Source organism: Rhizobium sp. BK650 (assembly GCF_014195325.1).
Lineage (GTDB): Bacteria > Pseudomonadota > Alphaproteobacteria > Rhizobiales > Rhizobiaceae > Rhizobium.
Window position 1 is genome coordinate 246,124 of sequence record NZ_JACIBK010000002.1, and the last position, 26,999, is coordinate 273,122.

Genomic DNA, 26,999 nt, shown 5'->3' on the forward strand with positions numbered 1-26,999 from the left:
CAAGATAAAATACTCTATCCTGATTTTATCTTGAAGTAGAGATTCTTGATATGAAGACAAATCTCCGTTACGCCGCCGATGTTTTGACGACTGCGGTTGCGCCCGCCATCTGGGGCAGCACCTATTTTGTCACGACCTCCTTTCTGCCGCAGGGTTATCCGCTGACGGTCGCCATGCTGCGCGCATTGCCGGCCGGCCTGCTTCTGCTGCTGATTGTCCGGAAACCGCCTACTGGCATCTGGTGGAGCCGCGCCTTCATTCTCGGCGCGCTGAATTTCTCCTTCTTCTGGGCAATGCTCTTCGTTTCAGCCTATCGCCTGCCGGGCGGCGTGGCCGCCACCGTTGGCGCTATACAGCCGCTGATCGTCATTGCATTGTCGCGTTTCTTTCTTGGCAAGTCGATCCGCATCCTTGCGCTGATTGCTGGTCTCATCGGTATGGGCGGGGTGGCGCTTCTGGTGCTGACCCCAAGAGCGGCTCTCGATCCTGTCGGCGTTGCCGCTGGTCTTGCCGGCGCCATCTCCATGGCTTTTGGCACGGTGCTGACCCGCCTTTGGCAGCCGCCCGTCTCCAGCCTGACCTTCACCTCATGGCAATTGACCGCGGGCGGCATCCTGCTCGTGCCTGCGGCCTTCATTCTGGAACCAGCCCTTCCCACGCCGACGACAATCAATATCCTCGGCATCGCCTGGCTCGGCCTCGTCGGCGCAGCCTTTACCTATCTGCTCTGGTTCCGCGGCCTGTCGCGCATCGAACCGTCGGCGGCCTCGTCGCTCGGATTCCTGAGCCCGGTCGTAGCAACCCTGCTCGGCTGGCTGGCGCTCGGACAGAGCCTGACGCCGACGCAGCTTGCAGGATTTGCCATGGTGCTTGTCAGCGTCTGGCTCAGCCAGCGCAGCCTGATGCCGAAAGCGGGCGCTGTTACGCCCATTCCCCCTGGCGCATCACCGGCACCCGCGATCCGTCAGGCGTGATGCCGTCGATATCGACCTTGTCGGAGCCGATCATCCAATCGATATGGATCAGGCTGGAATTGCCGCCCTGCGTCTTGATCTGCTCCTGGCTGAGCTTTGCCCCATCGAGGAAGCACTTCGAATAGCATTGGCCGAGCGCGATATGGCAGGAAGCATTCTCGTCGAACAGCGTGTTATAGAAGAGGATGCCGCTTGCCGAGATCGGCGAGGAATGTGGTACCAGCGCCACTTCGCCCAGCCGGCGCGCACCTTCATCCGTGTCCAGCACCTTGTTCAGCACCTCTTCGCCGCGTGATGCCTTGGCTTCGACGATGCGGCCGCCTTCGAAACGTACCCGGATATTGTCGATCAGCGTGCCCTGATGCGAAAGCGGCTTGGTGCTCGACACATGGCCTTCGACACGAAGTGCGTGGGGCGTGGTGAAGACCTCTTCGGTCGGAATATTCGGGTTGCAGGTAACACCGTTTTTCGCCGTCGAGGCACCGCCATGCCATTCGTGGCCGTCTGCCAGTCCGACGGTGAGGTTCGTACCCGGTCCGGTGAAGTGCAGCGCGGCGAAGCGCTCGCCGTTCAGCCAGGCTGACCGCTTGGCGAGATTGGCATTATGTTCGGCCCAGGCTGCGATCGGATCAGGCAGGTCGACACGCGACGCTGCGAAGATCGCCTTGGCAAGCTTGGCGACGGCAATTGCTTCAGGATCGTCGGGGAAGACGATTTTTGCCCAGGAGGGGTTGGGGTAGGAGACAATGTTCCAGTTGATGTCGAAATTGGAAATCTTCTCCAGTGCCGGCTTGTAGGCCGTGGAATTGGCGCGGTTGGCGCGGCCGACCTTGCTGGGGTCCTGCTCGGCCAGCAGCATCGGATTATCTCCGGCAACGGCAAGGCGCGCAGCACCGTTCTCATAGGCTTTTGCCATGCCGTCATAGAGCCAGCCGGAAGCCCGGTCGAAGCTCTCGTCGCTACCATACTGATAGCGCGCCAGCGTCGTCTCCTCGTCGGAATAGAAGGTGGAAACCAGGCCGGCACCTGAGAGGTAGGCGTGCTTGGTGATCAGCCGCACCAGCGGCAACGCCACGACAGGGGCGGTGATGACCAAATCCTGCCCCTCTTGAAGCTGAAGACCCACTTTGATGGCGACTTCCGCGAGCTTCTCAAGTTTGACGGGATCAACCGAGCTGTGACTCTGGGGCATGAATGTCATGGGATCAACCTGCCTTCTCTGATCTGCGATGGGGTAGAGACTTAGACCCCTTTAAGGCGAAATTGAAGCGTCCCGCATCCGATTTGAAGGCGGCCGGACGCATATCCGGCCGCTTGCGCGCGTCAAGCGGCGGCGGGCAGCCTGAGCAGGATCGAGTTATGCTTCTCGAGGAACTCCATCAGCCGCTGCGGATAGTCTTCGCCAATGGCGTTGCGGACGCTTGCCCGTTCGGATAGTGCTCCGCGCCAGCGCTTGACCCGCTCGAGCCCGTCGAAGATGTCGCGGTTGCCGAGCGTGTCGAAGAGATCGAAATATCGGAAGATCGGTCCAAAGACGGCGTCGACGAGGCTGAAGGTGGCTCCGCCAAAATAGGGTCCGTCTGTCAGCGCACCCTCGATCGTCGTGAATTTGGCGATAAGCGCCTTGTGCTTGGCCTCCAGCTGCGCACCGTCCTGCGCCGTCTCGTAGCCCCAGAGATCGGAAAGCACGGAAGAGCCGAATTCCATCCATCCGCGATGGCGTGCGCGGGTCAGCGCGTCAGTGGGATGCAGGGCGGCACCTGACTGCGTTTCCTCCAGATATTCGCAGATGACGCTGCTTTCGAACAACACCTCTTCGCGCCCATCGTCTTCCTCTATCCGGAGCAACGGCACCTTGCCGAGTGGAGAAATTTTTAAAAACCAGTCCGGTTTGTCGGCCAGATCGATGTTGATGCGCTCGAAAGGCACGCCTTTTTCGAGGAGCGTAATCGCGGCGCGCTGCACGTAGGGGCAGAGGTGATGACTGATGAGGGTAAGCCTGCTCATAAAGGTCTCCTGGTGGTTCATAAAGAATGCCTGCCAATATAAATGCAAATGCATATAATATTGCTTGCGATGAGATTCAAGATAAATGTATCTGCATTTATGTCTGAGAAAATGCCGAAGCCGAGCGCAGCAATCGTCTCTGCCTGGACGCGCATCATGCGAGCCCGCGAGCGGCTGCTGAATGTGATCGAAGCCGATCTGAAGGCGGCCGGCCTGCCGCCGCTTGCCTGGTACGATGTGCTTTGGGAACTGGCGCGCGCGCAATCAGGCAAGCTCCGCCCCTATGAGCTCGAGGAGCGCACGCTGTTGGCGCAGTATAATCTTTCCCGCCTGATCGATCGGCTGGAAAAAGAGGGGCTGGTCGGTCGCGAGGTCTTCGCACAGGATGGGCGCGGCCGCTGGGTGGTGATCACGGATGCCGGCCGGAAGCTTCGGGAGCGCATGTGGATCGTCTACGGCAAGGCGATCGAAACTCATATAGGCTGCAAGCTTTCCGAAGGCGAGGCGAAGACGATTGCCGGCCTGCTGGATCGCTTCCTCTGATCAGGCGATCAGGGGAGCAGCAGTGGCCTTCAGTGCTTTCAACGCGTCCTTCGGATCGAGCCGCACCTGTAACCCGCGCTGCCCGCCATTCATATAGACCAGGAGCTCGGTAAGCGCTGTTTCCTCGATCGCCGTCGGCACGAGCTTCTTCTGGCCGAACGGGCTGATGCCTCCGACATGATAGCCTGTCAGACGCTCCGCATCGGCAGGCTTCATCATATTGGCCGATTTGCCGTGAAAGGCGCTCGCAAGCCTCTTCATGCTGACCTCGCGGTCGGAAGGCACGACCACGCAGACCGGCTTTCCGTCCACCTCCGCCATCAGTGTCTTGAGCACGCGATGCGGCTCTTCACCAAGTGCCTCTGCCGCCTGCAGCCCGACGCGTTCGGCGTTCGGATCATAATCGTAGGTGTGAAGCGTAAAGGCGACGCCGGCTTTCGTCAGTACCTGGGTCGCGCGGGTGGTCTTGGACATGGCTCAACCTTTGAATGTCTGCGCGTAATTCTCCGGCTTGAAGCCGACCAGCAGCTTGCCGCGGGTTTCCAGCACCGGCCGCTTGATCATCGAAGGCTGCTCGAGCATCAGAGCGATTGCCTTATCGCGGTCGAGATTCTCGCGCGCGGCGTCAGGTAGATTGCGAAAAGTCGTGCCGGATCGGTTCAGCACCGTTTCCCAACCTGCCTCATCGATCCAACGTTCCAGATGTGCGCGGTCGACACCGACAGCTTTGTAATCGTGAAAGTCGTAGGCGACGCCGTGGTCGTCCAGCCAGCTGCGGGCCTTCTTCATCGTGTCGCAGTTCTTGATACCGTAGATGGTAATGGCCATGCCTACTTGATCTCCCTGTTTCGGCAGGGAGATAACATGCGGAATGAACGCTGCAAACGATGTCCGACGCTTATCCCTAAAGCTCGTCGATGAGTAGCATGCGAGTACGCCTGTGTGACAGTTGCGTGGGGGCTTACATCAGCGTGCGGAAAAGAACCCGATTCAGTCTTCCAGCGTACCGGCCTTTCGCGTTGCCTTGCTCGGCTGGTCAGCCACAATCTTCATCAGGTCGCCGCGCCTGCGCACGAGCCGGTCGGAAGTACGGGTCAGCAGCAGCCCGTCCTGTGGCGCCCGGATGTCGATATCGCCTTCGGCAAAGCCGGGTTGGGTGACGATTGTCGCCAGAAGCTCTCCTTCCGAGACGCGCTCCCCGATATTGCGCTGGAAGAGCACGGTACCACCGTGCGGCGCGCGCACGATCTCCACATTGTCGAGCGGCACGGCCGGCCCTGAAAAGGGAGCGTGTCCGGTAGCTCCGCCGCTGATGACGCCGCGCCCCATCAGGAATTGCAGCAGGCCTTCGGCATCCTTCTCGGCCATACCAGGATAGACGTCGCGCCTGCCACGCAATTCCACCGTCACCGAAAGCTTGCCCGGAAGCTTCGCCCTGCGCTCGCCTGGCACCTCATATTTCCAGGCAAAGCCGACCGCTTCCTCGAAGGCGGAGCTTTCGCCGTCCGAAAGCAGCACCGCTTCCACGTCGAGCGCGGCCGCCAGATCCGCCGCCTCCGGCCAGAAGGCCTCGTCGATATAGGCATATTGCAGCGATTCATCGTCACAGTGCAGGTCGAGAACCAGATCGGCGGCAAGCGCCATATGAATCAGCTCCCGTTTCAATCGATCTATAGCCGGATAGCTACAGAGTCCGTCAAGCAGCTCTGCCCGATCACGGATCGAGATCAGCGGGAAATCACGGTTGAAGTTGGTTCGCGATCCCAGATCGAAGCGCCCCTGCAATTCACCGAAATGCGATTGTGCTGCTCCAACAGGGTTTGCCTGCGGCACCAGTGTAATATCGCCGGCGATCCGCCCCTCGCTTTCAGCCTGCCGCAGCTTGCCGCAGAGAAAGTGCGCGAGCGCCGTGCCCGGCAGCTCGTCGGCGTGCAAGGCAGCCTGGATATAGACTTTAGGTGCTGCAGGATCGTTTCCCTTGAAGCGCATGACTGGCAAGCGCCATTCGATACCTGGCGTATCGCCGGAAAGGATGATCTCTGAAACGTCCACCGTCTTGCTCCGCATCTTCTTATGGGGTGGAGCGTTTTTATGCGAAACCCCACCCGCGGCGCAAGCGCAGCTCAGCCGAGCAGTGGCCAGCGGTTGATGACGTGATGCTCGCTCTTCCCGTAGATACTGTGGATCAACAGGAACTCCCGGATCGTCCACCGTAGAGGCTGGTCAAGCTTTTCAGGCAGAACGGTCTTGCGATCATATACCAGTGTCATGTGCGGCGTTATATGGCCGCCGGCATTATATGGCAGTCCGGCTTTGAACAGACCGTCTTGAATTTGCCGCCGAAGATCCATCAGCGCCTGATTTTCTTGTCTGCTGCAGACGACAAAGGCTTGTGACTGGCCCGGATGGAGAAAGCTCATAACTTCGTCGAGCACAAGTTCGAAGGGCTCGGCACGAACTGCACCGGCGATCTGTTCCGCACCGAATACGACATCATCCGGTAGCCGACGGTAGGAGCCGATGCCGTTGAGCGTGACGTTGAGAACAGAGCTGGGGCGCGAAGGACCAGTCAAAAAATGGGTATCGCGATAGAATTGAGCGATTTCCAGCGCTCCGGAGGTCACTTCGAGGGTCGGTCGAACTGCGAAGAAGATCGTGTGGTGAGGTTTCCCGATAGGACGTGATTTCCTGGGATCAGTACCGCTCGGATCGAGTGGAAGATGAGGCATTTGAACTACGGACTACATCGCCCGCCTCCTTGTTTTGCAAGGAGGAGCATACCTGCAATGGCACTTTAGCCAAGAACAAAACATGAACAGACTGCGTTGTAAGGGGTATCAAAACAGAAAGGGCCACATTCGCGGCAGCCGTTTTAGCGTCAATCAAGCCGTTAGGCATTTTTGGCAGAGTTGTTGACGAGCCCGGGATTTGGACGCTGAAACACCCGCTGTTCGGGTATTTAGGTATCCTCCAGAACTCTGGAGGCCGAGGCAAAAACGAGAACCTCTATCGGATTCCCCAGATCGTCACTCCCATTCGATTGTTCGGGGTCGAATTAACCAATTGAATTCATTGAAGAAAAATATTTCTTCGTCCAAATACTATCGGCCCATGACCCGTCAAAAAGATAAACTGCTGATATCGTTAAGGAATTTCAGCCGACGTCCGCAAGCCATCTATCGGCTACCATCGGTTCTTGTACAGCTCTGACGCCCGAACCCAGATTGCGGCGAAAAGTACCGTCAACGTTGGCACAACCCGGCGCCTACGCGAACAGGCAAAGTCTGGCTTGCATCGGATCCGGCGCCTACCGGAATGACCACCAAGTCGTTGCCTAGCGTATCGTTCGGCATTGCCACTGGCGAGATGCGCCTCCGACGCAGCAAATTGGCCAACAGCTTTCTCGGCCTGGTCCATATCGCCACCGCTCGACACTGGCTCAAATTTGTCCACACACGCCTCAGCTTGCATCATACCGGACGCGAGCGTCCTGGATGTTCTCCTGATTGGCGTACGCCCACGTGACGAGACCCATTACCGGCGCAAGAAGCGTCCGCCCCACCTCCGTCAGCTCATAATCCACGCGCGGCGGAATAGTGGGGAACAATGTCCGCTTCACCAACCCGTCGCGTTCCAGTCCGCGCAAGGTGATCGTCAACATCCGCTGCGAGATGCCGTCGATCCGACGCCGCAGCTCATTGAACCGAACTGGTCCATCTTTGAGCGTTGCGATGATGTACAGGCTCCATTTGTCGCCGACGAGATCAAGGATTTCCCGAACCGTCCGGCAGTCGTCCCCTTTGCTGGGGGTAGGAAAATCAATGTCACCAAGTGTCATGGGGGTGCCTTCTTGCGGAGGATCGAACAGTTACCTTAATAGTGTCGGTAACAAGAATTTACTACCTTGCTCAAGTCAGTTCAAAGGCCTGTCGAAGGCGCCGGTCCGTTCTCGCCGTGAACGCGGACATGAATAGCGCGAGCAACAAGACCACGAGGAATGAAATGAAGATCGCTCTCTTTGGAGGGACCGGACCAACCGGAAGGCACATCATCGAAGAGGCGCTCCAGCAGGGATATCAGCTCTCCGTCTACACGCGGGATGCCGGAAAGCTCTCGACCTTCGGTGACAGGATCGACGTCGTCGTCGGTGACTTGAATAATCGCGAAGCGATCAAGGCTTGCGTCGCGGGCGCAGACGCAGTGATGAGCGCGCTGGGGCCTAACAGTCTGAAATCGCGCGCGAAGCGGCCGATCAAGCGCGGCCTCAGTACGATTATCTCCGTCATGGAAGAGCAGAAGGTTCGTCGGCTCATTCAAATTTCGACGGCCGCCTATCGTGATCCGAAGGACGGCTTCGACTTCAAGTCGCGAGCATTCGTGCTGCTGTTCAAGCTGATCGTTCACAACGCCTATGACGACATCAAATCGACCGCTGAACTGGTGAGCACCTCACGCCTGGATTGGACGCTGGTACGGATTCCCAACCTGAAGGATGGACCCGCAACAGGTCAGGTGGACATTGGCTGGTACGGCAGGACGAAGCTCGGCACGAAGCTGTCGCGCGGGAACCTCGCGAAGTTCCTGGTCGATCAGGTCACGGCCAAGGAGTTCGTGAACGCAGCGCCGGGGATAGCCAATCGTAGCTGAGGGCAAAGGGTATCCGCGATCTGCGGGACAGACCCAGTCGCTCGTCAAGCGGAAGGAGAAACCTATGCCATCCGAGGGGTTCACGACGGCTGATGTGCCCGATCAGTCAGGCAAGTGCTTCATCGTCACGGGGGCCAATACCGGCATAGGCTTTGAAGTGGCGAGCGCGCTGGCGGCGCGGCGTGCGCGAGTGCTGCTCGCGTGCCGCGACGAGGCGAAGGCGAGAGCCGCGATGAGCCGGATTCGTCAAAAGACTTCGGGAGCTGAGCTCGCGTTCCTACCACTTGACCTGGCGGATTTGGCGAGCGTGCGACGGGCGGCTGAACTGGCCGCCAAGGAGCCGTGTGTCGACGTGCTGATCAACAATGCCGGCGTGCAGGGACCGACGCTCAAGCACACAGCGCAGGGCTTCGAGCAGACGTTCGGCGTCAATCATCTTGGCTGCTTCGCGTTCAGCGCGCTTATGCTGCCGAAGCTCATGGAAACGTCCGGATCGCGCATCGTCGTCACGAGCAGCGGGCAGCATAAGGGCGCGAAGATCGAGTGGAACGACCTTAACGCTCAGAAGAGCTACCGGTGGCTTCCACGCTATGGCGCCAGCAAGCTCGCGAACCTGCTCTTCGTCTTCGAGCTGGATCGGCGGCTGAGGGCGGCGGGAGCGCCGGTAACGGCGGTGGCCTGTCACCCGGGTCTTGTCGGGACAAACCTCGCCCGCGGCAGCTGGTGGGGCAACATAGTGATGTCGCTGATCGGCTTGCTATTCGCCACGCCCACCATGGGCGCCTGGGGCGCGCTGCGCGCAGCGACCGGACGAGTAAAGCCAGGCGGTTACTACGGGCCGACGGGATTCTCCGGGCTGCGCGGTCCTTCCGGTGAAGGTGTTCCCTCCGAGGACGCGAGGAATCCGCAGCTCGCCAAGCGACTGTGGGATGTGTCCGTCAAGATGACCAGGATCGACCCTGGCTTGCCCTCCGTCGATGGCCCGTCCTGACTTAGGGATGCAAGGCGCTGCAGTCGACGCGAAACGGCTCAATTAATCCCAGACTGTCGGTTCAACGACCAGAAGAATGAGATAATGCTGCAAATCGATCTTTACACCGAGATCACCTGCCCCTGGTGCATCATCGGGCATCACCGTCTCGACAAGGTCCTGGCGGAACGCTTCCCCGATCTGGACGTGGACATCCGCCAACATCCGGTCCTTCTGCTTCCCGATGCACCGGCCGAGGGCCTCTACATTCCCGATCTTCTCCTCTCGCGCTATGGCGTGACGGATCCGAAGGCGTCGTTCGCCCGGCCGGAGGTGGAAGCGCGGGCATCCGGCCTTGATCTCGACCTGAGCCGTCAGCCCTGGACCTACAGGACGCAGGCAGCGCACGGGTTGATCCTTGCGGCGCGAGCAAAAGGAACGCAGCATCAGCTCGCGGTCGCGATCACCGATGCCCATTTCCTGAAAGCAAGGAACATCTCAGACGCCGATGTCCTCGCGGACATTGCCGTGGCCTATGGGTTCGAACGCGAAGAAGCTCGTGCGACAGCGCTCGACCGCGAGCAACACAGACGTGTCGAGCAGGAGGCGGCCAAATCGATGGCGGCCGGGGTCAGGTCAGTGCCCCACTTCGTATTTGGCGGACGCATCGCCATCAACGGAGGACGCAGCGAAGACGAGATTGCATCGGCCATCCGTGAGGCTGCTGGTGTCGCCGCGTCCGCCTAGCAGCGACCGGGTCACCATCGCAGCGAAACATTCAGGGTTGCGCTCCAATGCAAAAGCGGCCGGCAACTTCCGCTCTATCGTCGGCCACAGGCCCATGCTTGCTCAAAGTCGTTTACACGCCTAGCCGAGTGGCGGCTGGAGGCCCACGCTCCGGGTGTCATTAGGTTGCGGCCGCGAGGACAAATTTGGGGATAACGCTAGTTCGTGAATTGTGAACTACGAGCTTTCGATAGCTATCGAAACGCCTACCTCGCCGAGACCCCGACGCACTATCCTTGAATATCCAAAAGCACGCCCCCTACTCCCACTCGATCGTACCGGGTGGCTTGCTTGTCACATCATAGACCACACGGTTGATGCCGCGGACTTCGTTGATGATGCGGGTCGCGGCTCGGCCGAGGAATTCCATGTCGTAGTGGTAGAAATCCGCCGTCATGCCATCGACCGAAGTGACGGCGCGCAACGCGCAGACGAACTCATAGGTGCGGCCGTCGCCCATGACGCCGACGGTCTGGACCGGCAGCAGCACGGCGAATGCCTGCCAGATTGCGTCGTAAAGGCCGGCCTTACGAATCTCGTCGAGATAGATCGCATCGGCTTCGCGCAGGATGTCGAGCTTTTCGCGAGTAATGCCGCCCGGGCAGCGGATGGCAAGGCCCGGACCCGGGAAGGGATGGCGGCCGATGAAGCTGTCGGGCAGACCGAGCTCCTTGCCTAGCACGCGTACTTCGTCCTTGAAGAGTTCGCGCAGCGGCTCGACGAGCTGCATCTTCATGCGCTCGGGCAGACCGCCGACATTGTGGTGCGACTTGATGGTGACGGACGGGCCGCCGGTGAAGGAGACGGATTCGATCACATCAGGGTAGAGCGTGCCTTGGCCGAGGAAATCGGCGCCGCCGAGCTTCTTGGCCTCCTCCTCGAAGGTTTCGATGAACAGGCGGCCGATGATCTTGCGCTTCGTTTCCGGATCGGAAACGCCCTCAAGCTCGCCGATGAAGCGGTCGGAGGCATCGACATGGATCAGGTGTAGATTGTAGTGCTCGCGGAACATGGCGACGACTCCAGCCGCCTCGTCCTTGCGCATCAGGCCGTGATCGACGAGGATGCAGGTCAGCTGGTCGCCAACGGCCTCGTGGATGAGCAGGGCTGCAACAGAGGAGTCCACTCCGCCGGACAATGCGCAGATGACGCGCTTGTCGCCGACCTGCTTGCGAATATCTTCGACGGCCTTCTGGCGGTAGGCCGACATGGTCCAGTCGCCCTTGATGCCGGCGATGTTATGGATGAAATTCGCAATCAGCTTGGCGCCGTCGGGCGTATGCACCACTTCCGGATGGAACTGCACGCCGTAATATTTGCGCTTCTCGTCGGCGATGAAGGCGTAGGGCGCGTTGGACGAGGTCGCAACAACTTCAAAACCCTCAGGCAGCTTCGTCACGCGGTCGCCATGGCTCATCCAGACCTGATGGCGCGAACCCTTGGACCAAAGGCCCTCGAAGAGAACGCAGTCCTCATCGACCTCCAGGAAGGCGCGGCCGAATTCGCGGTGATGGCCGCTTTCCACCATGCCGCCAAGCTGCATGCACATCGTCTGCTGGCCGTAGCAGATACCGAAGACCGGAAGGCCGCTGTCGAAGATGATCTGCGGCGCCCTAGGCGATCCTTCGTCCACTGTCGAGGCCGGGCTGCCGGACAGGATCACGGCTTTCGGCTGAAGGCGCTGGAAACCTTCTTCGGCGGATTGGAAGGGAACGATCTCGCAATAGACACCGGCTTCGCGCACGCGTCGTGCGATGAGCTGGGTCACCTGGCTGCCGAAATCGACGATGAGAACGCTGTCGGGATGTGCTGTCTGGGTCATGGCGAGCCTTTAATGAAAAGCGCCTCTTCTTGCAATGCGGGAATTCAGCTGCAGCAGGCTTTTATTGTCCCGATTGTCCCTGCTTCCAAACCCTCAGAACCAGAAAACGCCGTCCTCCAGAGCGGTGAAGAGGCTATCGACGGCATAGGAAAGCTTGCGGTCGACGATATGCAGATACTCGGTCCAGCCGGAAATATGCTGAAGTTCGACCGCGCCATCCGAAATGCCGCGAAGGCCGATCAGCGGCAGCTTGTAACCCTGGCAGGCGCGCAGCACGGCATAGGTTTCCATATCGACCATGTCGGCCGCGATATTAGCATAGGCGGCACCGGAGACGACATTGCCGCCGGTGGAAAGAGTGGCTTCGGGAATGCCGGGGATGCGCAGCGGCAGGTCGAGATCCGCCGGGAGGTCGAGGAAGGGCGTTTTACCTCTTTCGAAGCCGAGCGGCGAGGCGTCCATGTCGCGATAGGAAACCGTGGTGACCTGATAGACCTCGGTCTGCTGCAGGCGCGCCGAACCGGCCGAGCCGAGCGAGACGACGAGATCGGGCAAATCGTCGGATGCATCGAGACGGGAAAGGGATTTGGTGATCGCAATCGCAGCCTCGACCGGCCCGACGCCGGTCATCAGTGGTTCGATGCGTGAACGCAGGAAGGGTCCATATTCGGCCTCGGCCGCCATGACGAACAGGATCGACTTTCCTGCGACCGACTTCAGTTCGAACTTCATCCCGTAATTCCCTCTCTTCCGCGAATGACCATCATCGTTCCGGTCATGGAGGCGATGAGCTTGGCCGGCCCGTCGCTGATCGCATAACCTCGCCCATCGGCAACGATAATGTTGGAACCGGGTTTGGTGATTTCGCCCCTGAAGAGGAAGCGTTCGCCGCGCCCCGGCGACATGAGATTGACCTTGAACTCGATCGTGAGGATCGAGGCATCGGCATCGATAACGCTATAGGCGGCAAAACCGCAGGCCGAATCGAGCGCTGCGGAAATGATGCCGGCATGCAAAATGCCGTGCTGCTGTGTCAGTTTGACGTCGAAGGGAAGCTCGATTTCCACCATGCCGTGCTCGACGCGCGTCAACTCCGCGCCGATGGTATGCATGGCCGCCTGTCGTGCAAAACTCTGGCGGATCCGCTCCCGGAAGTCGCCTCTGTCGGTATCGTTCATCGCAGCCCTCTCGCGACCGCGAAAGTGGCATGGTCGGCCGGATTCGACAAGGTTGCAATCCGGCTCCTCATGCTTTTGTCTTTCAGCCAAGGCTTTTTGAACACGCGACCTGTCGGTAGTTGCCGATGCGGCCCCGTCGCGATTGAGCATCGTTTTTGCCTATTTGTGCCATGGGATATCTTCTGAACAGGCTTCCACGGGATTATGATCGCTCGAACCTGAGGGCGAGCCGATGAAGAAGTTTCCTCAATCTATGAGCGATTACGAGGCTTGGCTGGCAAACGAGCTGGAAAACGAGCTCGTGCAGGAAGATCTCGACGAGAAGCACCGAAAGATGCGTGAGGAAGCATTCTACTTCCTTCGCGCCACCTATTGGCGCTGGGCGGAGATCATCTATGACGTCAAGCCGGAGCTCGCCGATATGCCGCAAGTGCTGTCGATCGGGGATACGCATCTGGAGAATTTCGGAACCTGGCGGGATATTGAAGGACGGCTCGTCTGGGGGGCCAACGATTTCGACGACGCAGCAATCATGCCTTATGGGCTGGATCTCGTGCGGCTGGTGGCAAGTGCCGTTTTGGCCCGGCGGGACGATGAGATTTCCGGCAGGGCGATCGCCGAGCTCATTCTCGCCGGCTATGTACGCGGCCTTGACCATCCGGCTCCGATCAATTTGGAGCGCGATCATCCTTGGCTGCGCGACAAGCTTTTGCTTTCGGAAGAGGAGCGGGAAGATTTCTGGAAAAAATGCGACAAGCGCCAGCCCGGCAAAAAGCCGGTGCCCGGCCGTTTTGTCGAAGCCTTGAAAAACGCGCTGCCGAAGGGTTCGGGAAGCGTCACGCCCGTGCCGGTGACGAAGGGAACGGGGAGTCTCGGGCGGCCGCGTTTCATCGCTTATGTGAAGGAGTGGCGCGGCGGACCCGTGCTGCGTGAAGCCAAGGCGCTTGTGCCCTCCGCCTGGTCGTTGGCGCGGCCTGGAGATTACGTCATCAGGACCGGGGTTATCGCCGCCGGGCGGATGCGCAGCCCTGATCCTCATTTCGCCGTATCGGGCCGCATTCTCGTTCGCAGGCTCTCGCCGAACAGCCGCAAGATCGAGATCAAGACCGATGCGAAGACCCTGCTGAACGGTTCGATGCTGGAACTGATGGGATTTGAGATTGCCAACTGTCATTCGGACGACGCAGCAGGTGCTACGGCAATACGCAATGACCTGCGCTCTCGCGGCGAAGACTGGCTTTATGAGGCGGCGCGGGTATCCGCCGAAGCCACGGAAAGGGAATGGAAGGCCTACCGCACGGACGCTTGATGAGCGATATGCACGATATGCTGATCCCAGGCGACATCGCTGTGAGCGGACAGGAAATCGCCGTCATAGGAAGAAACTGCAAAGCCGCCGGGGGCAGGCGCAATGCCTGCGGCATCCGGGACGTTCTCCTCGCGTAGCACCTTGCCCGTCTTGGCATCGATGGTGATAGACGCGCCGCCGATCGGCGAGGTGACGCCGACCAGCCCTTCCCTACGGTTGACCGCGATTGCCCCGACATAATTGGCAAGTCGCCGCGTCGTCTCCTCGGGCAGATCGATGAAAACAAGATGCTCGCCTTTGGCGAAATGACCAACGAGTGGCGGCAGATCCTTGCGATGGCCTTCATACTGACAGGCAAACCAGATGCGGCCATCGGCGTCGATATCGACATGCCGTGTTGAGACAGAGGACCATTGCTCTGGCAGCGTGTGTTTTTCGATCAGCGCGCCGGTCGTCGCATCGATGAGGACGAGCGACGGCTGCATATTGCCGAGATTGAGCTTGGTGCGGCCGAAATCCGGGTGGGTCTCGATGCCGCCATTGGCAACGATCAACATACGGCCGTCATCGGAGATCGTCATGTCATGCGGGCCGACGCCATAGCTTTCGTATTCGCCGATGCGGGCAAAACGATTCATCGCATCGTAGAGACCGATCATGCCGCGGTTGTTGTCGAAGTCGTTCTCGCTGGCGTAGAGCAGCCGCCCATCGGGCGAAAAGGCACCGTGGCCATAGAAATGCCGCCCCTCCGGCGAGGTGATGACAATGGGCCCTCCCTTGTTCCAGGGATCGAAGATCATGGCAAAGGTGCCTGGCCGGCGTGCGAAGGCGACTGTGCGGCCGCTGGCGGCGCTATAGGCCATGCCGTGGGCGCGGGCGGGCAGCGTCATCTGATCGACGATCTCGCCGCGCTCGGTGACCGTCGCTATGGCAAAGGAGCCGTTGGCGGCGCGGATGCCCGAGGCATAGACGGCATCGGCGCGCTGGACCGCCAAAAGTGCTTGCGGCTTCAACCCTGCAAGAAAGCCGATGCCGGCGGCCTTGATGAAGCCGCGGCGGTCGATAGCGGCGCTGCGCCACACCGGCTCAGTCTCCATCCGAGAAGGAGAAGCCGGCCGAAAGACCGATTGCCGTCCCATATTGATCGCTGATCGTGGTGATGAGATCACGGCTTTCGGTAAGTAGCATATCAAGCTTGGCCTTCTCCGAATCGCTGGTCGCAACCTCGATATCCGGGTTCAGCTTCGACACGCCGTCGATGATCGTCTTCAGCTTGGTATCGATCGCCTCGGCGACCTGCTTCTTCTCCGGCGGCAACAGGTCGGCCATCCCGGCCTTCTGCCAGAGTATGCGGATACCTTCTAGATTGGCGGCGATGGACTTCCAAGTGTTCTTCGAGCGCCAGTAGATCGCCATATGTGGGCGAGCGGGCGTATCCTTGCCTTTGTAAAACTGCTCGAGCCGCTGGTCGCGGACATTCTCGGCGCCGTGGACGAGGATGCCGAGTAGAGCGGTAACGGCTTCCTTGTTGTCCATGAAGTCATTGCTCTGCGGCCCGGGATGCTTCCAGCTCACCTGCACGCCGTCGGGCTTCTCCCAGGCGGCGACCACTTCGCCGGCCTCGCGCTGGATATTGCCCGCCACTGCCTGGCCGTAGAGGCAACGGAAGCCGCCCTTCTGCTTGATGAGGTCCTCCGAGCCGTTGCCATAGAGAACATATTCGAGCGCTGTCAGGCCCTGCAGCGCCACACTCTTGCCGGCGATCGCGTCGACGGTCGCGTCTTTTGGATCCGCCTTGGCGATCAGCGCCTGAACCTGCTTGAGGCCAACCCCTTTGCGGTCAGGGTAGAAGAGGATGTGTTCGAAGAGATTGTCCTGGATGACAGGACCGGTCTGCACGATTTCGATCGTCGACCAGTAGCGGATTGTATCGTCGAAAGCAGATTTGGCACGGTCAAGCGTCTGCTGCGTCCCGGCAGCGCAGAGATCGTTCATAGCTGTCGTCAGCCGCGCGGATGATTGCTGCATGTTGCGATAACCGGGCCGGATGACCTCATCCACGGCACGTTGCATGACCGAAGGCACGGCATCCTCGTTGAGGCCCGAAGCGGGTGCGGCGCTCTGGGCGCCGGCCGATGTGGCAAGGCCGGTCAGGGCGAGGCAAAGGAGGGTGTGCCAGGGGCGCATCAAAGTGACTCCAGAAATGCAATTAGAGCCTCTCTATCGTCTTTTGACAGCGAGGAGAATGCGTTACGGGCTTTTTCAGCTTCGCCGCCATGCCAGAGGATCGCTTCGGTGAGATTTCTGGCGCGGCCGTCGTGCAGGAAGAAACTGTGTCCGCTGACAGTCCGGGTCAGTCCTATACCCCACAGCGGAGGCGTACGCCATTCACGTCCGTCTGCAAATCCCACCTGCTGGCCATCAGCAAGGCCGTCGCCCATGTCGTGCAGCAGGAAATCTGAATAGGGCCAGATAAGCTGGAAGGATTGCGCTTTTTCGGCCGTATCGCGGCGGGTAACGAACTTCGGGACATGACAGGAAATGCAGCCCGATTCATAGAAGATCTTCTTGCCACGTAGGGTCTCGGCAAAGCTTGCCTTGCGGCGGGCTGGCACAGCGAGGTTCTCCGAATAGAAGGTGACGAGATCGAGTACCGGGCCTGGAGCCTCCTCGTTACCGAGGCGTTTCTGCACGCCGATTGGCATGACGAGGCACATTGACTCAGCTGCAGTGCAATCGCCATGGGCATCGGGTCTGTCCGGTGTCGAAATGCCGATATCGTTGAAGAAGGCATCGGCGCTCTGATCGCGCACATTGGCATTCTGCGCCTTCCAGCCGAAGCGGCCGAGTGCGATCTTGCTGGTGCGATGGTCGCGTACGGTGGCTGCCTTCCCAGATATGCCGTCGTGATCCAGATCGTCAGGATCGGCATACGCGAGGATATCGGCCTCGGGAATGGCTTGGATGAGCCCAAGGCCGATCATCGGAGGAGCGACGCGCGCCGAGATTGTCGTCGCAGGGTCGAGTGGACCATAAGCGAGGTCCTTGACGGAATAAGCGGGCTTACGCAGCCGCACCGTCTCGCCATCGGCAAGTGTGACCGCTTCCTCCGTATAGGTAATCGCGACCTTGCCCTCGGCCGGAAGCCCGGGAACGGCGAGATCCTGAAGTTGGTGACCGTAAACCGGATCGGGGAAAGTGACGACATCCGCATCGGCGAGCGCCTTTTCCTCCTCAGGCGTCTTTGCCGCACGGGCAAGGCGCAGGAACATGGAGGTGGCGCTCGGGCCGCCTTCCGGCGGTTTGCCGCGGCCATCGTTGAGATGGCAGCTCATGCAGGAGCGGGCGTTGAAGAGCGGGCCGAGGCCGTCGGAGGCCTGCGTCGAGGAGGGCGCGGAAACCCAGAGCTTGCGGAAGAGCGCGTTGCCGAGCCGGAAATTCTGCTCTTCCTCGAAAGGGATATTGGCCGAAATATGAGAGAAGCTGTCTTCGGTGACCGGATCGACGGAGGTCGCCGCACCCGCCTGCATGGCCTCGTATGGCTCGGCCTTACTGAAGTCGCTGGTCGGCCGTGTGATTTCGTCGACACGCTTCAGGTCCGCATCGGAAAGGTCGGTCCGTCTGGTTGGAAGATCGAAGGCGCCGGCGATGGCGACGGGAAGCCCGGCGAGCATAGCGCAAAAAGCTGCGCTGACAAGGAGACGACGGGCCGGTTCATGCGACATTACAAGGGTTCGGGCCGCTCCGGTTTCAGAGCGGCCCGCCTTTTGCTTATTTGAAGACGGCGTTAGGATTATCCAAGCTGTCGGAACCTTCAAGCTCGACGGTGCCGAGGTCAAGTGCGGCAATAACGCGCTGGACCGACTTCGTTTGGTCTATAAGCCCGTCGATGGCGGCCTGGACGACGGCGTTGCCTTCCTTGTTGCCCTCGCCGATCATCTGGTCGTACTTCTCGACCGTCTCGCCGCGCTTGGCCATGGCGTGCATGGCATCCAGCGTTTTGTTGAGTTTGCCGGTCATTTCGGCGTCGAGGGCCTTGTCCTTTGCTGCGACGAGGTCGTGCAGCGACGGGCCGGTCATCTTGGTGCCGTCGACGCGGGTATATTCGCCCGTATAGGCGGCGGCGATGCCGATCGCGTCGTTCAGATGCGAATTGTAGGTATTGTCCGAGAAGCAATCATGCTCTTCTTCCGGATCGTGCAGCAGCAGGCCGAGCTTCATGCGCTCGCCGGCGAGCTCGCCGTAGGAAAGCGAGCCCATACCCGTCAGGATGGCGACGAGGCCAGCCTTCGGATCAGCTTCGACATGCTTGGTGGCTTCGCCATCCGCCGCCCAGTCGTCGGTCATTTCCTGCAGGTCGGAAACGAGCAGCGTGGAAGCTGACTTCAGATATTCGGCGCGGCGGTCGCAATTGCCATGCGTACAATTCTTTAGATCGTAATCCGTGGCGGGGCGCTCGCCGGCGCCCGGTCCGGTGCCATGCAGATCCTGGCCCCAGAGCAGGAATTCGATGGCATGATAACCGGTCGCGACATTGGCTTCGATACCGCCGGCTTCGGCCAGCGTGCCGGAGAGGAATTCGGGCGTCAGTTTGGAAGCATCGACATCCTTGCCGTCGATCTTGATCGTCTTGTTGGCGATGACGTTGGCGACATAGAGAGAGTTCTCATCGCTTTCGGTGCCGTAGGAGGGATCGACGTAATCGATGAGGCCTTCGTCGAGCGGCCATGCATTGACCTCGCCTTCCCAGTCGTCGACAATGGGGTTGCCGAAACGATAGACTTCCGTCTGCTGATAGGGAACGCGCGCCTTTATCCAGGCGTCCCTGGCAGCCTTCAGCGTCGCGTCGTTAGGCGTCTTCAGCAGCGCATCTATCGCTGCATCGAGCGTCTTGGCTGTTGTCAGCGAATCCTCGTACTTGGCATGGGCGATTTCGGCATAGTGCTTCACGACAGCGGCTGCGTCGATTTCCGCGTGGGCGGGAAGGGCGAGCAGGGCGGCGGGGGCAATCGCCAGCGCGGCTGCGCGGAACGTGCGTCTGAGCTTCATAATCCTCTCCTGTGACGGATTTCCGTCTGAATCCGGCAACGTCTCTTCGCGCAAAAGCAAACTGGTGTCAAATACTCTAGTTTGGAATGGTTTTAGGACGATGTCCGTTGCTGTCGCCGTCGGCTCAGCCGTTCCTTCTCAGGCGGCAGAAGAAGAAGCCGTCCGTATCCGTCGAAGCCGGCGTCAGCGTGATGGTCTTGCCGTCAGAGGAACGCGGGCGCGTTCCTGCCTGGCCGAACAGGCTGTCCCAGGCGGGCAGGGCGCTGATGATTTCGAAATCGCCGTTGTCGGCAGCAAATCGCCGCACTTGTTCTTCATTTTCCTGCGGCAGCACCGAGCAGGTGACGTAGATCAGCTCGCCGCCCGGGCGCACGAAGCTGCTTGCCTGCTTGAGCGCCTCCTGCTGCTGAGCTGTACGTTCATCGAGATTCTTTGCGGTCAGCCGCCATTTCGTATCCGGGCGGCGTCGCCAGGTGCCGGTGCCGGTACAGGGCGCATCGACCAGAACCTTGTCGCAGCGATCACGCAGATTGGAGAGGTCCTTGGCATCGTCATGGACCTGCACATTGCGGGTGCCGGCGCGCTTCAGCCGCTCGATGATCGGCGCAAGCCGCTTACGATCAGCATCATAGGCGTGGACCTGGCCCTTGTTGTGCATGGCGGCGGCCATGGCGAGCGTCTTGCCGCCACCGCCGGCGCAGTAATCCAGCACCTGCTCCCCATCCTTCGGCAGCACGAGATCGGCAACGATCTGTGATCCCTCGTCCTGAACTTCGAACCAGCCCTTCTGGAACGAAAGTTCGGCGGTGACGTTGGGAAGACGTGAGGCTCCTTCGCCGGCGGGAATCCGGATGCCATAGCGTGCGATCTTCGCCTCGTTTGCGCCCGCACGTTCCAGCGCCTTCACGGCCTTTTCGCGGGTAGCCTTCAGGATATTGGCGCGCAGATCGAGTGTCGGGCGCCCGGCAAGTGCCTGCGCCTCGGAAAGCCACTCGTCGCCGAAAGCCTGCTCGAAGGAGGATTGGACCCATTCTGGAATATCGCCCTGAACATGTAGCGGCGCATCGGAAAGAGAACGGCTGGTGAAGGCCGCAAGCGCTTCTGTCGAGAGCGGTGTGGGCGCAAACTTGTCGTCGGCAAGTTCGGCAGCCAGCGTTTCCGGCGTGAAGCCCCATTGGCGGAACATGACGGCATGAGCAATCGCGACGGCGCTGTCGTCGTCCATCAGGTAGGCATGGGAGAGCCGCATGCGCAGCGCGTCATAGACGATGTTGCCGATCGCCGCCCGGTCGCCGGAGCCGGCGAAACGGTGGGCGAGGCCCCAGTCCTTCAGCGCATCGGCAACGGGCCTTTTGCGGGCATCGATATCAGCCAGAACCGAGATCGCCCCTTCGAGGCGGCCGCCCAAACGCATTCAAACTTCTCCTGTTGCCTTGGCTGGTGAACTATCCGCGCAAGAATGAGCACCCAGAAACCTGACCGGCTGGGCAGATTGTTCACAAGTCTCAACCGCGTGGTACCCGCGATTGACGGCAAGAGCAAGCGCCGCATCCGGCGCAGATATTGTGCGGAGGACTTAACCTCAGCTGATGACTTCGTAGCAGACCTTCGCAGTGCCTGTAGAGACCATGCCGATATTCTGTGCAGCAGCGCGCGACAGATCCAGCACGCGACCGCGGATGAACGGACCACGATCATTGATGCGAACGACGACGCTGCGGCCGTTGTTGCGGTTGGTGACCTTCACCTTGGTGCCAAATGCCAGAGAGCGATGTGCGGCTGTGTAGACGGCCGGGTTCATGCGTTCCCCGGAAGCAGTTTTGGAGCGAAGTGCGTACCACGAAGCACCGCCGCATCCGTTGGCAGCAAATACTTCAGCCGGGAGGGCGAAAGAACAGGCTGCAATCGCTGCGACAGTGATTAGAGAACGGCAGATTTTCTTCAAAACGGATTGTCCCTCAACTATTGAACTCACGCCTTTGCGGGCGGCGGGGCTTAAATCCGGCGAAAAATGGCGAAAAAGTGCCAAAGGCGATCACGGAATGCTACAGTCTGTAATATTTGTGATTCCGATAACATTGCGGTAGCAGGACACCGCTTTCGCAACTTGTGGAAAAAACCCAATAAAATCAGCTAAAATATGAACGATTTTTTCGCAGAAATGCTAAGTATCTGATGATGGCGTCAAATCACAAAATTTTTTTACTCAGCCTGCCATATTTGCTGCCACATTTGCGCAAATTTAAGGGCTGTTAACCATAATGCGGAGCGAAATTCAGCTCGTGAAATTTAGAAAGTAGGAATTTTCTACTCTTTACGGGTTATAACCCGCTCACCCGAACGGGAGGGCTTCGTCAGCCTTTCCAGCGGCCGTTTTCCCAAAGTTGGGCGAGCGACATCGGATAGTCGGGGAAGGCAAAACGGTAGCCTGCAGCCTTCAATTTAGCATTCGAAACCCGCTTGTTCTCGCCATAGAAAGAGCGGGCCATCGGCGTCATCTCGGCTGTCTCAAAAGCCTGTTCGGGCGGCGGCTCCACCCCCATCAGGCGGGCCGCTTCGACGATAACATCCTGCGGCGGGCCGGGCCGGTCGTCTGTGACATTGTAGATGCCGCCGAGCGCGTGCTCTGACAGAAAGCGGGTCGAAGCGCCGATATCCTCAACGCGGATGCGGTTGAAGACCTGGTCCTTCTTGATGATGCGACGCGCCGTGCCGCGGTCGAGATTGACGAACGCATTGCGTCCCGGCCCATAGATGCCGGCCAGACGCAATATTGCGGCCGGCACGTCCCGCGCGCGGCCAAGCGCTAGCCAGCCCTCCTCGGCTTCCAACCGTTCCTTCGAGCGGCCGGAGACCGGCACGCAAGATGTTTCTTCCGTTACCCAGCCGCCCTTATGGTCGCCATAAACGCCCACGGTGGAGAGATAACCGATCCATTGAAGGTCGGGCAGAAGTGCCGTGCCATCATAGCCGAGCAAGGCGAGCAGCGGATCGGCATCGCGCGGCGCGATCGACTGGATGAGATGGGTGACATCCGCCATCGCCTTCCGCAGCTCATCGCCCAAAGTCTCGCCATCGAAGAGGAAGGTTTCAATCCCCGCGTTCCGCAACTCCTCGGCTTTCTCCTGCGAACGAGTCGTGCCGGAGACGCGTATGCCGCTCTCGCCAAAGGCCTCGGCGATCACAGTGCCGGAATAGCCGCAGCCAAAGATCATCACGTGCATCAACTTACCCCCGCCAGTCGCCATTCGTTGAGGACGTCTTCGTTCGACTCATTTTCCCTTTGTGCGGCAAAGGCTCCGAATTCGCCAGCCTCCATAAGCCTCGATAGTGCCCAGACCGCCATGCCGCGAACAACAGGCGAGGCATCGAAGGCGAGCAGGCGACATTGTTCGATTAGGCTCCGCTCGCCGGAATTGCCGGCAGCGATCAGTACGTTGCGGATGAAGCGGTCACGGCCGATGCGCTTGACCGGCGAGCCGCTGAAGAAGGTCCGGAAGGTCGGATCGTCGAGCGTCAGAAGGAAGGCGATGGAGGGTTCCTTCAGATCCTCGCGAGCCTTCAGCTTCATTTCCGAGGCTTCGCTGGCGAACTTGTTCCACGGGCACGCGGCAAGACAATCGTCGCATCCATAGATGCGATTGCCGATCAGTGGCCGGAACTCGGGATCGATCGCTCCTTTGTGCTCGATACTCAGATACGAAATGCAGCGTCGCGCATCCATCTGGTAGGGTGCCGGAAAAGCGGCGGTCGGGCAGGCATCGAGGCAGGCGCGGCAGGAACCGCAATGATCCGTCTCCGGCCTGTCGATGTTGAGCTTAGCGGTCGTGAACATGGAGCCGAGGAACAGCCAGGAACCGTGTTCGCGGCTCAGGAGATTGGTGTGTTTGCCTTGCCAGCCGAGACCGGCGGCCGCGGCGAGCGGCTTTTCCATGACGGGTGCGGTATCGACAAAGACCTTCACGTCCGCGCCCGCCCTGGCGGCAAAGCGCGTCGCAATCTCCTTCAGCCGGCCCTTGATAACGTCATGATAGTCGCGATTGCGGGCATAAACGGAGATCGCTGCCTTGTCCTTCTTGCCAAGAACGTCGCGGGGGTCCTCATCCGGCCCGTAATTGAGGCCAAAAACGACGATGGAGCGCACATCGCTCCAGAGGACGCGCGGATCGCCACGGCGCTCGCGCGTCTCCGCCATCCATTCCATGCTCCCATGCCGGCCTGCATCGATAAATTGGCCGAGCCGTTCCTTCGCTTCAGGAATCGAATTCGGACCGGTGATGCGGCAGAGATCAAAGCCGAAAGCGACCGACTCCGCCTTCACGAAGGTGGTCAAATTGTCGCGGCGCTTCCGCTCTCTGATATCGACTGTCTTCGTTTCGGGCATCAAAAGCCCTCGTCAGAAATCCAGATCGGCGTAATGGGAAACCGGCGTCAGTCCGCGTACGCGCTCGGTCAGCATCGGCCGGAAGGAGGGGCGCGATTTCAACCGCTGGTACCAGTCCTTGGCGAGCGGCGATTCCGACCAGTCGATTTCCCCGAGATAATCGAGGATGGAAATGGAGGCTGCGGCGGCCAGATCAGCGTAACTCATCCGGTCGCCGGCAAGCCACTGACGCGAGCCTGCGAGCCAGGTGAGATAACGCATGTGCTGGCGGATATTGGCGCGTGCGGTACGCAGCACCTTGGAATCCGGAGCTCCTCCGCCCTGATCCGCCGTCATTTGCAGCTTGTAGACGCGTTCACGCGCCAGCGGCTTTGTGACGTCGTTTTCCATCTTCTGCATAAACCATTCCGTCAGGCGGCGGATTTCCGCGCGCTGGAATGGATCTTCGGCGAGCAACCGGCGGTCGCGCTTCAACACGCCATGCGTCTCGTCGAGATATTCTGAGATGACGGTCGCGCCACAGAGCGCCCGCATGCTGTCATCGACATAAACCGGCAGCGTACCGGCCGGGTTGAGCGCCAGGAAGTCGCGGCGCTTCTCCCAGGTCTGTTCCTCGATCAGCTCAGCCTGATAGCCGTATTCGGCCAGGATGAGCCTGACGAAGCGGGATGCGGACGACATGGGATGATGATAAAGCGTGGGCATCGATACTCGGACTTTGATTGCGATAGATGGGCTAAGGGCGCGCCGACTATACCGCCCTAGTCATGACTCATTGGTTGAAGCTATAGGAGCTTGGCTCCTCCAATACAAGCGAATCGGGCCGCACATGCCTGACAACGGACAAAACATGACTGCATGGATCATCGCAACTCCCGCCCGCTTTTTCTTCCCCCGCTCTGGCGAATTATGATTGTGCAGTGCAATATGCGCCTGATCGCTATTCCAGTCCGACCGAACCCCCAACCGGAGACACTTTATGGACTATGTAAGCTCTATAATTCTGGGCATTATAGAAGGGATTACCGAGTTCCTGCCGATATCGAGCACCGGCCACCTGATCATTGCCGAACAGTGGCTTGGCGCACGCAGCGAGACGTTCAATATCGTCATTCAGGCAGGTGCGATCCTCGCCGTCACGATCATCTATTGGCGCCGTCTGCTCGATCTGCTGCTTGGCTGGCGCGATCCCAAGAACCGGGACTATGCCTTCAAGCTGATCATCGCATTTCTGATTACGGCGGTCCTCGGTCTTATCGTCAAGAAGCTCGGTTTCGAACTGCCGGAAAACGCCACGCCGGTCGCCTGGGCACTGATCATCGGTGGTATCTGGATGATTTTTGCTGAATGGGCCGCCGCCCGTCGCCCCCCGAGCACGCACATCACCTGGCTCGTGGCTGTTCTGGTGGGTATCGCTCAGATCGTGGCGGGCGTCTTCCCTGGAACGTCCCGCTCTGGCGCGACGATCTTCGTCGCCATGCTAGCCGGTACGGCTAATCGCGCTGCGGCGACCGAATTCGCCTTCCTCGTCGGCATTCCGACCATGTATGCGGCGAGCGCCTTCTCGCTGCTGAAAACCGTCAAGGATGGCGGCGTGGCCAATGAGGATTGGACAGCGCTCGGCATTGCCTTCGTCGTCTCGACGGTTGTCGCCTTCATCGCCGTCAAATGGCTGCTGACTTATATTAGGAGCAACCGTTTCACGGTTTTCGCGATTTATCGCATCATATTGGGTGTCGTACTGCTCGGGATGGCGATGGCCGGCTTAATCGCCTGAGTCGCTAAATCTGCCGGCGACCGAATATGTGTCGCTTGCACCGGGATAAAAATAGAGCCGGCCCGAAAGAGCCGGTTCTTTTACTAATGAGTGATGGAGGCCGTCGAGCAGGGATCGACGCCATAGGCCGGCGAGCAACTGCCCTTCACCGCTGCGACGGAGCCCGGCGCAATGAAGGAGCCTGCGAGGATTACCAGTGCCGCACACGCAAAAAGAAGCGCGATTGACTTGCCCATCAGAAATAGCCTTTCACAGTGATTGCCGCACGCCTGCGAGGCGCCTTGAGTCCATCTGGAGTTGCGCGGGGTGTTTAGTCAGTGGAATAGCAAATAGCAATAAATGTTCCCGCTAAATTTGGTGTTAATTTCACTAATTTTCCTATGCGTCTTTTATGCAACGTCACACACTACCGAACGCGTCATGACACGTCATGCTTGCGCCAAGTTTGCAACTCACAAAAAGTAAAACGCCGCCCGCGAAACTTCACGAGCGGCGCTTGAACTGTCGGCTATCGATTCTCAGGCAGCCTTGCCGGAACCGGTATACTGGCCGTGCGGGCGATACTGCACCAGATAGGAGCCTAGCACCGAGGTCACCATCGTCGGTGTGATGCCAAGGCCCTTCAGAGTACGTCCTTCGGCTTCGGCTTCCTTGGAAACGACATTGTCATGTTTCAGCAGCTTGACCTGATCGGGCGTGATCGGCGGCGTAATGAATGGGACGAGCGAGGCAATGCTGCCGATCAAAGACGCGATGCTGAAGGGCAGAGAAACGAGCGAGTTCTTACGAGCCGTGACCTTGAGCATGGTCTCCATGCATTCACGGAAGCTCAGGACTTCGGGGCCGCCGAGCTCATAGATCTTGCCAGTTTCGACCTTGCCGTCGACGGCGCGGGCAACGGCCTCGGCGACATCTTCGACATAAATCGGCTGAAACTTCGTCTTGCCGCCGCCCACGAGCGGCAGAACCGGGAACGTGCGCGCCATGTCGGCGAATTTGTTGAAGAAGCTGTCTTCCGGGCCGAAGACGATAGATGGACGGAAGATCACCGCGTCCGGCTTGATCGACAGGATCGCCGCTTCCGCACGGCCCTTGGTGCGGCCGTAACTGGACTGCGAGCCTGAATTTGCACCGATGGCGGAGATGTGGGTGAGTGTCGCACCGGCGTTGCGGGCGGCTTCAGCTACGGCGCGGCCGCCGAATTCCTGCACGGCGTCGAACGTGTTACGGCCGCTCTCGAAGAGGATGCCGACACAGTTGATGACGTGATCAGCACCTTCGACTGCGCGATCGATCGAGTTGCGGTAGCGCAGGTTAGCCTGAACGAAAGAGATCTGGCCAACATTGCCGAGGGGCTGCAGAAAGCCGGCGAGATCGGGACGGCGCACCGCAACGCGGATGCGGTAACCACGCTTGGCCAGCGCCCGCACGACGTGTCTGCCGATAAAGCCGGACCCCCCGAACACGGTGACGAGCGGCGGCAGGTTGGCAAGGGTCATGGCAGGCTCCTCGAAAGGCTTTGGAATGCTGAGATAGATTTCGTCTTAGCCGAA

The 26,999-nt window shown here is 59.7% G+C and carries 28 protein-coding genes; 7 read left to right on the top strand and 21 right to left on the bottom strand.

The genetic code is table 11. The features are described from left to right. Positions 1-50 precede the first annotated feature (50 nt). The gene (locus FHX15_RS05505) at positions 51-974 is read left to right on the top strand and encodes an EamA family transporter (protein ID WP_184394435.1); all 924 of its coding nucleotides are present in this window, start codon (positions 51-53) and stop codon (positions 972-974) included. Here the strand turns inward: FHX15_RS05505 and FHX15_RS05510 are convergent. Next, positions 922-2,175 carry an aminopeptidase gene (locus FHX15_RS05510; protein ID WP_184394437.1) on the bottom strand — a complete coding sequence of 418 codons (1,254 nt, stop codon included), beginning with the start codon at positions 2,173-2,175 and terminating at the stop codon, positions 922-924. The genes FHX15_RS05505 and FHX15_RS05510 overlap by 53 nt on opposite strands. A 122-nt stretch (positions 2,176-2,297) precedes the next feature. Then, positions 2,298-2,981, bottom strand: a complete 684-nt coding sequence (locus tag FHX15_RS05515) for a glutathione S-transferase family protein (RefSeq protein ID WP_184394439.1) — start codon at positions 2,979-2,981, stop codon at positions 2,298-2,300. Between the two features lie 99 nt (positions 2,982-3,080). Here FHX15_RS05515 and FHX15_RS05520 point away from each other — a divergent pair, with 99 nt between their 5' ends. Beyond that, positions 3,081-3,524, top strand: a complete 444-nt coding sequence (locus FHX15_RS05520; protein WP_184394441.1) for a MarR family winged helix-turn-helix transcriptional regulator — start codon at positions 3,081-3,083, stop codon at positions 3,522-3,524. Here FHX15_RS05520 and ybaK read toward each other — a convergent pair whose 3' ends face one another. The 5 genes from ybaK to FHX15_RS05545 all read right to left on the bottom strand — a co-directional run bounded on the left by ybaK (position 3,525) and on the right by FHX15_RS05545 (position 7,362). Then, the gene (gene ybaK / locus FHX15_RS05525; RefSeq protein ID WP_184394447.1) at positions 3,525-3,998 is read right to left on the bottom strand and encodes a Cys-tRNA(Pro) deacylase; all 474 of its coding nucleotides are present in this window, start codon (positions 3,996-3,998) and stop codon (positions 3,525-3,527) included. It lies immediately after the preceding gene. A gap of 3 nt (positions 3,999-4,001) precedes the next feature. Next, the gene (locus tag FHX15_RS05530; protein ID WP_184394449.1) at positions 4,002-4,352 is read right to left on the bottom strand and encodes an ArsC family reductase; all 351 of its coding nucleotides are present in this window, start codon (positions 4,350-4,352) and stop codon (positions 4,002-4,004) included. A 162-nt stretch (positions 4,353-4,514) separates the two neighbouring features. Beyond that, a complete protein-coding gene (locus FHX15_RS05535; RefSeq protein ID WP_184394451.1) occupies positions 4,515-5,576 on the bottom strand; it encodes a succinylglutamate desuccinylase/aspartoacylase family protein in 1,062 nt (353 codons plus the stop codon). 71 nt (positions 5,577-5,647) lie between these two features. Beyond that, the gene (locus tag FHX15_RS05540; RefSeq protein WP_184394453.1) at positions 5,648-6,253 is read right to left on the bottom strand and encodes a 2'-5' RNA ligase family protein; all 606 of its coding nucleotides are present in this window, start codon (positions 6,251-6,253) and stop codon (positions 5,648-5,650) included. 731 nt (positions 6,254-6,984) lie between these two features. Next, positions 6,985-7,362 (bottom strand): helix-turn-helix domain-containing protein, encoded by a 378-nt coding sequence (locus tag FHX15_RS05545; RefSeq protein ID WP_184394455.1) that lies wholly within the window; start codon positions 7,360-7,362, stop codon positions 6,985-6,987. A gap of 164 nt (positions 7,363-7,526) precedes the next feature. Between FHX15_RS05545 and FHX15_RS05550 the strand changes: the two genes are divergently transcribed. The 3 genes from FHX15_RS05550 (at position 7,527) to FHX15_RS05560 (ending at position 9,888) form a co-directional block, all read left to right on the top strand. Then, on the top strand, positions 7,527-8,171 hold the full coding sequence (locus tag FHX15_RS05550; RefSeq protein WP_184394457.1) for an NAD(P)-dependent oxidoreductase: 645 nt from the start codon (positions 7,527-7,529) through the stop codon (positions 8,169-8,171). 64 nt (positions 8,172-8,235) lie between these two features. Then, entirely contained in the window at positions 8,236-9,162 is a 927-nt protein-coding gene (locus tag FHX15_RS05555) for an oxidoreductase (RefSeq protein ID WP_184394459.1), read from the top strand. Between the two features lie 84 nt (positions 9,163-9,246). Further along, the gene (locus FHX15_RS05560) at positions 9,247-9,888 is read left to right on the top strand and encodes a DsbA family oxidoreductase (RefSeq protein ID WP_184394461.1); all 642 of its coding nucleotides are present in this window, start codon (positions 9,247-9,249) and stop codon (positions 9,886-9,888) included. 298 nt (positions 9,889-10,186) lie between these two features. On the opposite strand, the gene guaA is transcribed toward FHX15_RS05560, so the two are convergent. The 3 genes from guaA to FHX15_RS05575 form a co-directional block, all read right to left on the bottom strand. Continuing rightward, on the bottom strand, positions 10,187-11,749 hold the full coding sequence (guaA, locus tag FHX15_RS05565) for a glutamine-hydrolyzing GMP synthase (protein ID WP_184394462.1): 1,563 nt from the start codon (positions 11,747-11,749) through the stop codon (positions 10,187-10,189). Positions 11,750-11,842: 93 nt separating this feature from the next. Continuing rightward, positions 11,843-12,481, bottom strand: coding sequence for a 5'-methylthioadenosine/S-adenosylhomocysteine nucleosidase (locus FHX15_RS05570; protein ID WP_184394464.1), 639 nt, complete (start codon positions 12,479-12,481; stop codon positions 11,843-11,845). Then, on the bottom strand, positions 12,478-12,927 hold the full coding sequence (locus FHX15_RS05575; RefSeq protein ID WP_184394466.1) for a PaaI family thioesterase: 450 nt from the start codon (positions 12,925-12,927) through the stop codon (positions 12,478-12,480). Before FHX15_RS05575 ends, FHX15_RS05570 begins: the two co-directional genes overlap by 4 nt. A 232-nt stretch (positions 12,928-13,159) precedes the next feature. Here FHX15_RS05575 and FHX15_RS05580 point away from each other — a divergent pair, with 232 nt between their 5' ends. Next, positions 13,160-14,236, top strand: a complete 1,077-nt coding sequence (locus FHX15_RS05580; protein WP_184394468.1) for a DUF2252 family protein — start codon at positions 13,160-13,162, stop codon at positions 14,234-14,236. Here FHX15_RS05580 and FHX15_RS05585 read toward each other — a convergent pair. The 9 genes from FHX15_RS05585 to FHX15_RS05625 form a co-directional block, all read right to left on the bottom strand. Further along, the gene (locus tag FHX15_RS05585; protein WP_184394469.1) at positions 14,218-15,318 is read right to left on the bottom strand and encodes a DUF1513 domain-containing protein; all 1,101 of its coding nucleotides are present in this window, start codon (positions 15,316-15,318) and stop codon (positions 14,218-14,220) included. The genes FHX15_RS05580 and FHX15_RS05585 overlap by 19 nt on opposite strands. A 4-nt stretch (positions 15,319-15,322) precedes the next feature. Next, on the bottom strand, positions 15,323-16,423 hold the full coding sequence (locus tag FHX15_RS05590; RefSeq protein ID WP_184394471.1) for an imelysin family protein: 1,101 nt from the start codon (positions 16,421-16,423) through the stop codon (positions 15,323-15,325). Beyond that, complete coding sequence (locus FHX15_RS05595; RefSeq protein WP_184394473.1) at positions 16,423-17,961, bottom strand: di-heme oxidoredictase family protein; 1,539 nt, start codon at positions 17,959-17,961, stop codon at positions 16,423-16,425. Before FHX15_RS05595 ends, FHX15_RS05590 begins: the two co-directional genes overlap by 1 nt. Positions 17,962-18,007: 46 nt before the next feature. Beyond that, positions 18,008-19,285 carry an imelysin family protein gene (locus tag FHX15_RS05600; protein WP_184394474.1) on the bottom strand — a complete coding sequence of 426 codons (1,278 nt, stop codon included), beginning with the start codon at positions 19,283-19,285 and terminating at the stop codon, positions 18,008-18,010. 124 nt (positions 19,286-19,409) lie between these two features. Further along, positions 19,410-20,699: an RsmB/NOP family class I SAM-dependent RNA methyltransferase gene (locus FHX15_RS05605; protein WP_184394476.1), complete on the bottom strand. Its 1,290-nt coding sequence runs from the start codon at positions 20,697-20,699 to the stop codon at positions 19,410-19,412. A 168-nt stretch (positions 20,700-20,867) separates the two neighbouring features. Beyond that, positions 20,868-21,230, bottom strand: a complete 363-nt coding sequence (locus FHX15_RS05610; RefSeq protein ID WP_184395339.1) for a septal ring lytic transglycosylase RlpA family protein — start codon at positions 21,228-21,230, stop codon at positions 20,868-20,870. A 409-nt stretch (positions 21,231-21,639) separates the two neighbouring features. Beyond that, entirely contained in the window at positions 21,640-22,509 is an 870-nt protein-coding gene (locus FHX15_RS05615; RefSeq protein ID WP_184394478.1) for an SDR family oxidoreductase, read from the bottom strand. Beyond that, positions 22,509-23,669: a tRNA epoxyqueuosine(34) reductase QueG gene (queG, locus tag FHX15_RS05620; RefSeq protein ID WP_184394480.1), complete on the bottom strand. Its 1,161-nt coding sequence runs from the start codon at positions 23,667-23,669 to the stop codon at positions 22,509-22,511. Before queG ends, FHX15_RS05615 begins: the two co-directional genes overlap by 1 nt. A 12-nt stretch (positions 23,670-23,681) precedes the next feature. Next, the gene (locus tag FHX15_RS05625; protein WP_184394482.1) at positions 23,682-24,374 is read right to left on the bottom strand and encodes a glutathione S-transferase family protein; all 693 of its coding nucleotides are present in this window, start codon (positions 24,372-24,374) and stop codon (positions 23,682-23,684) included. 274 nt (positions 24,375-24,648) lie between these two features. On the opposite strand from FHX15_RS05625, the gene FHX15_RS05630 reads away from it, so the two are divergent. After that, positions 24,649-25,446, top strand: coding sequence for an undecaprenyl-diphosphate phosphatase (locus FHX15_RS05630; protein ID WP_184394484.1), 798 nt, complete (start codon positions 24,649-24,651; stop codon positions 25,444-25,446). A gap of 83 nt (positions 25,447-25,529) precedes the next feature. On the opposite strand, the gene FHX15_RS05635 is transcribed toward FHX15_RS05630, so the two are convergent. Both FHX15_RS05635 and FHX15_RS05640 read right to left on the bottom strand, forming a co-directional pair. Continuing rightward, positions 25,530-25,682 (bottom strand): hypothetical protein, encoded by a 153-nt coding sequence (locus FHX15_RS05635; protein WP_007813451.1) that lies wholly within the window; start codon positions 25,680-25,682, stop codon positions 25,530-25,532. A gap of 282 nt (positions 25,683-25,964) precedes the next feature. After that, a complete protein-coding gene (locus tag FHX15_RS05640; RefSeq protein WP_184394486.1) occupies positions 25,965-26,945 on the bottom strand; it encodes a complex I NDUFA9 subunit family protein in 981 nt (326 codons plus the stop codon). Positions 26,946-26,999 lie beyond the last annotated feature (54 nt).